The following is a 4622-nucleotide window of genomic DNA, read 5'->3' as shown; positions in this document are numbered from 1 at the left end:
ACCCGTCACGGGCCTTCCCCCCTTTCTCTCGTTCCCCCCACTCGAAGGAGGCCACGCCGTGGCCCGAACACCGCGTCTGCTGGTCCTGGATCCCGTCCGCCCCGAGGCCCTCGCCGAACTCGGCCGGGATCTGGAGGTGGTGGTGCGGCTGAAGCCGCCGCAGGACGAACTCGCCGCCCTGGTGAAGGAGGTGGACCCGGACGCCGTCGTGGTCCGCAGCGGGGTACGGCTGACCGGGGAGGTGATCCGCTCGGCGCCCCGGCTGCGGGTGATCGGCCGGGCCGGCAGCGGTACCGACAACATCGACGTCGCCGTGGCCCGCGAGCTGGGCATCCGGGTCTTCACCCTGCACGGCGTCTCCGCGAACGCGGTCGCCGAACTCGCCCTGGGCCTGGCCCTGTCGGTGACCCGGAACCTCGCGCTGGCCGACCGGCAGATCCGCGCCGGCCTGTGGCGCAAGCCGGAGCTGGCGGGTCCTGAACTCGGCGGCCACACCCTGGGCGTGGTCGGCCTCGGCCCGATCGGCTCGCGGCTCGCGGAGCTGGCCCGCCCGCTGCGGATGCGGGTCCTCGCCTCGGTCGCCTCGCCGACTCCGCAGCGTACGGAGGAACTCGCCGCCGAGGACATCGAACTCGTCCCGCTGGAGCGCCTGTTGCGGGAGTCGGACGTGGTCTGCCTGGCGCTCCCCCTCAACGACGCGACCAGGCACCTGATTTCGGGCCCTGAGCTGGCCGCGATGGGCCCGGACGCGTACCTCGTCAACGTCGCCCGGGGCGGTGTCGTCGACGAACAGGCCCTGTACGAGGCCCTGTCGGCCGGCGTGATCGCGGGCGCCGCGCTGGACGTGCACGCCGTCGAGGGCGGCGTGTCGCCGCTCGCCGAGCTGGACAACGTGGTCCTCACCCCGCACATCGGGGCGACCACGCACGACGCCCAGCACCGCATCGGCACCCTGCTGGTGTCCCGGCTGCGCGAGGAACTCTCCGCCGCCGGTGTCCTCGCCCGTCCCCTGACCTCGGAGGCCGTCAAGTGAACGCGTCCCGTGTCCGTGCCGCCGTGATCGGCGCCTCCGGGTTCACCGGCGGCGAGATGCTGCGGCTGCTGCTGAACCATCCGGACGTCACCGAGATCGCGGCGGCGGCCCGCTCCCAGGACGAGCCGCTGGAGTCCGTCCACCCCCATCTCCTGGGCAGCGGCCTGGAGTTCACCACCCCGGACGAGGTGACGGCTCGCGCGGGCGACTTCGACGTGGTGTTCCTGTGCACGCCGAGCGGCGAGGCCATGCGCCGCGCCGGGGAGCTGCTCGACGCCGGTACCCGGGTGGTCGACCTGAGCGCCGACTTCCGCTTCGCCGACCCGGAGCGGTACGCGCGGGCGTACGGCGCCGAGCACACGGCGAAGGAGGCGCTCGCCGAAGCCGTGTACGGGGTCAGCGAGTTCAACCGGGAGGCGGTCGCGAAGGCCCGCCTGGTCGCGAACCCCGGCTGCTATGTCATCACCGCGCTCCTCGGGGTCGTACCGCTCTACGACAGCGGCATCGCGGACCCCGCGTCGCCGCTCAACCTGGTGGGGATCAACGGGACTTCGGGGGCGGGGAACAAGCCGCGCGCGGAGGTCATGCACCCGAACGCGTTCGCGGCGCTGCTCCCGTACAGCCTTCAGGGGCACCGGCACGCGCACGAGGTGGAGGATCAGCTCGGGCGGGGTGTGGTGGTCGATCTGTCGACCGCGCACGGGAACTTCGCGCGGGGCATCCACATCCAGGCGACCGTGCCCGTACGGGCCGAAGCGCGCGGGGAGGTGAGCCGGGAGGCGCTGCTCGATCTGTATCAGGCGCGCTACCAGGGGGAGTTCTTCGTGCGGGTGAACGCGCGGCCGGCGCGCGGCGGGCTCACCGACAAGGACTACCGGCGGTATCCGACGCTGGCGGGGGTGACCGGGTCGAACTTCTGCCACATCGGGCTCGACTACGACGCGCACCGGGGTGCGGTGAAGGTGGTGGCGGTGACGGACAACCTCGTGAAGGGGGCGGCCGGTTCGGCGATCCAGAACATGAATCTGATGCTGGGTCTGGACGAGACGGCGGGGTTGCGGACGTATGGCTTCTGACGCGCCGCTGGCCGGAGTCCCCCGGCTCGCCGACCGGCGGGTGGCGCCCGGGGAGCGGTGGATCCTGTCGGCCGGGTTCAACACGGGCGTGCGGCTCGCCGAAACGGGGCGTATCGACTGCGAGTTGGCGGACATCGCGGCGCTCGCGGATGCCGGGGCGCGGGTCGCGGTCCTGTCCCACCAGGGCAGTCACCGCGACGGCACCGTGCGCGGCCTGTCCCACGTCGCGGCTTATCTGGCACGGGAGTTGGGCCGGGTGGTGGCCTATCACCCGCACAGCGCGGACGACCAGGCGCCGCAGGTCGCCGCGGCGATGGCGCCGGGGCAGATCGTGCTGTTCGGCAACACCCGGGAGTATCCGGGCGAGGAGGCCAATGACCCTGATCTGGCGCGGGCGTTCGCGCGGCTCGGGGACCGGGTCGCGGTGGGCGGCTTCTCCAAGGCGCACCGCGCGCACGCCTCCACCACCGGGCTCCTGGGGCTGCTGCCCGGGGTGGCGGCGCGGAGTCTGGTGCGGGACGTGGAGGCGCTGGCGCCGTGGGCGGTGCGCGACGGCAGGCGGTCGGTGGCGGTGCTCGGCGGGCGCAAACCCGAGAAGGTCCTCGCCGGTCTCGCGGGCCTCGCCGCCTTCTACGACGTGGTCGTGCCGGGCGGCGTCGTCCTCAACACCCTGCTCGCGGCCCTCGGTCACCGCACGGGCGCGTCCTGGCTGGGCACCGACCCTCAGCGCTGCGTCCAGGTGGCCCGCGAGGTCCTGGAGGGCCCGCGCAAGGCGCTGATCCACCTTCCGTCGACGGTGTACGTCGCCCCGGCGGACCCCGCCGGCAACCCGACCGGCCCGGCCCGCCCGCTGGCCCTGCCCGCCGACGTGCCCGACGGTCACGCGGTCGTCGACTTCGACCTCCAGCCGTGGGCCGCCGCCGAACTCACCTACGCCGAGCGGGCGGTGGTGGCGGGCACGCCCTGCCAGTACGTGTACGGCCACACGCGGGCGGCGGACGCGGTCCTGCCGGTGCTGGCCGGCACGGACACCCTGCTGCTGGGCGGCGACACGGTCGCCGAACTCCCCTGGCGGGGCCGGACGTCCACGGGCGGCGGCTCCGCGCTCACCCTGCTCGCCGAAGGGGACTGCGCGGTGCTGCGGGCCCTGCGGGCCCCTCTGCTCTCATGACCCTGTGAAGGACGTGTTCTGATGCACTTCGACCTCGACATCCCGACCAGGATCGTGTTCGGCGCGGGCACCCTGGACCGCCTCGGCGCCCTCACCGGGGAGCTGGGCGGGCGTCCGCTGCTGGTGACCGGCCGGTCGGCGGGCCGCAAGTACGGTTACCTGGAGCGGGCGTTGTCCTCCCTCGGCGGCGCCGTCCATTTCGACGGCGTGTCCCCGAACCCGACCTGCGCGGAGGTGGAGCAGGCCGCCGAGGTGGCCCGCAGGCACGGCTGCGACGTGGTCGTGGGGCTCGGCGGGGGCAGCCCGCTGGACGCCGCCAAGGCCGTCGCCGCCGTCCTGGGCACCGGCCGCCCGGCGACCTCGCTGCTCGGGGCGACGCTGGCTCCGGACGACCCGGTCGTACCGATCGTGGCGGTGCCGACGACCGCCGGGAGCGGTTCCGAGGTGACCAAGGGCGCGATCGTCACCGACACCGTGCGCCGCTTCCGCTCCGGGATACGGGGGGACGCGCTGACGCCCCGGATCGCCGTGATCGACCCGGAGCTGACGGCGACGGTTCCCCCGCACGTGCGCACGGAGACCGCGTTCGACGCGTTCGCGCACGCCGTCGAGGGGTTCGTGGCCCGCCGCTCCGACCCGCTCAGCCAGGCCCTGGCCGTCCAGGCGCTGGGGCTGATCACCGAGCACACCGACGTCCTGGTCCGGGGCGACGACTCCCGCGCCGGGCGCGAGGCCCTCTCGCTGGCGGCGCTCCTCGGCGGCATCAACGTCGCCCGCGCCAGCACCTGCCTGCCGCACCGGCTCCAGCAGGCCATGGGCGCGCTGCCCGACCTGGGCATCTCGCACGGCCGGGGGCTGGCCGTCGTCTACCCGGCCTGGCTTCGCCACACCGAGCACCACGCGCCGGACGACTTCGGCCGCCTCGCGCAGGCGCTGGGCACCTCCAGCGTGGGCGAGGCGGTCGGCGCGTTCCTGGAGCGGACCTCGCTCGCGTCGCGGCTGCGGGACCACGGGGTGTCCCGCACGGACCTCGGCGCGCTCCTCGACGGGGTGAGCGGCAACCTCGACAACGACCCGCGCCCGGACGTGGACGCCGAGTATCTGCGGGTGCTGTACGAGGAGTCGTACTAGGGCAGCGGGACCCTGTCGGGGGCCGTCCAGTGCTCGGGCGCCCGCCAGTCGCGCCACTTGTCCCACCAGCAGTCGCCGCTCTCCACCAGGGCGGCGACCCGGTCGGCGGTCGCGCGCACCGACTCGGCCTCGCCGGGGGCGAATCCGCCGGTGGCGGCGCGGTGGGCGAACTCGTCCTCGTCCTTCCACGTGTACGGCGGGGTCCCGGGGG

Annotated in this window: 5 protein-coding genes; 4 read left to right on the top strand and 1 reads right to left on the bottom strand. The window is 74.3% G+C overall.

The features are described from left to right. Positions 1–58 precede the first annotated feature (58 nt). The 4 genes from AOK24_RS32000 to AOK24_RS31985 are packed head-to-tail and all read left to right on the top strand — an operon-like array spanning position 59 to position 4411. Positions 59–1033 carry a hydroxyacid dehydrogenase gene (locus AOK24_RS32000; protein WP_055723525.1) on the top strand — a complete coding sequence of 325 codons (975 nt, stop codon included), beginning with the start codon at positions 59–61 and terminating at the stop codon, positions 1031–1033. Beyond that, positions 1030–2109 (top strand): N-acetyl-gamma-glutamyl-phosphate reductase, encoded by a 1080-nt coding sequence (gene argC / locus AOK24_RS31995; protein WP_055723524.1) that lies wholly within the window; start codon positions 1030–1032, stop codon positions 2107–2109. Before AOK24_RS32000 ends, argC begins: the two co-directional genes overlap by 4 nt. Beyond that, positions 2099–3280, top strand: coding sequence for a phosphoglycerate kinase (pgk, locus tag AOK24_RS31990; protein WP_055723523.1), 1182 nt, complete (start codon positions 2099–2101; stop codon positions 3278–3280). Before argC ends, pgk begins: the two co-directional genes overlap by 11 nt. Before the next feature lie 21 nt (positions 3281–3301). Next, positions 3302–4411: an iron-containing alcohol dehydrogenase gene (locus AOK24_RS31985; RefSeq protein WP_055723522.1), complete on the top strand. Its 1110-nt coding sequence runs from the start codon at positions 3302–3304 to the stop codon at positions 4409–4411. On the opposite strand, the gene AOK24_RS31980 is transcribed toward AOK24_RS31985, so the two are convergent. Beyond that, positions 4408–4622: DUF402 domain-containing protein (locus AOK24_RS31980; RefSeq protein WP_478078777.1), on the bottom strand; the 215-nt coding region annotated here is incomplete at its 5' end. The two genes, AOK24_RS31985 and AOK24_RS31980, sit on opposite strands and share 4 nt — an antisense overlap.

The sequence above is a fragment of the Streptomyces niveiscabiei genome, assembly GCF_001419795.1.
Taxonomy (GTDB): domain Bacteria; phylum Actinomycetota; class Actinomycetes; order Streptomycetales; family Streptomycetaceae; genus Streptomyces; species Streptomyces niveiscabiei.
Note: the sequence above shows the minus strand (reverse complement) of the source record. Positions and strands in the feature narration are given on the sequence as shown.

What these genes read in the sequence shown, in the direction of transcription:
- pgk (WP_055723523.1), top strand. Translation starts at nt 2,099, where the DNA reads ATGGCTTCTGACGCGCCGCTGGCCGGAGTCCCCCGGCTCGCCGACCGG.
- AOK24_RS31985 (WP_055723522.1), top strand. Translation starts at nt 3,302, where the DNA reads ATGCACTTCGACCTCGACATCCCGACCAGGATCGTGTTCGGCGCGGGC.